At 50.2% G+C, this 229-nt stretch carries 1 protein-coding gene; it reads right to left on the reverse strand.

The genetic code is table 11. The features are described from left to right. Nucleotides 1–229: hypothetical protein (locus ACK8OT_RS19380; protein WP_410198147.1), on the reverse strand; the 229-nt coding region annotated here is incomplete at both ends.

Consider the following 229-nt stretch of genomic DNA (forward strand, 5'->3'; position numbering starts at 1 on the left):
AACGTTAGTGATGTCTAAGGTGCCGTTATGCTCGTTTTGGCTGTCGATAACGGGCGGTGGTAATATTACCTGCGATTGCGGTACGGGCTTTAGCGAATCATACAGCGCTATATCTTTAGCGTATGGGGCTAACGGGTCTGGCGGCGGCTTTGAGCCGTCTTTGCTCAGCGCCCATATACACAGGCCAATAAAGGCAGTGCCAAGGGCAAGGTGTTTTTTATTCCACTTA

The sequence above is a fragment of the Motilimonas thetidivivens genome, assembly GCF_046452435.1.
Taxonomy (GTDB): Bacteria; Pseudomonadota; Gammaproteobacteria; order Enterobacterales; family CBDFNC01; genus Motilimonas.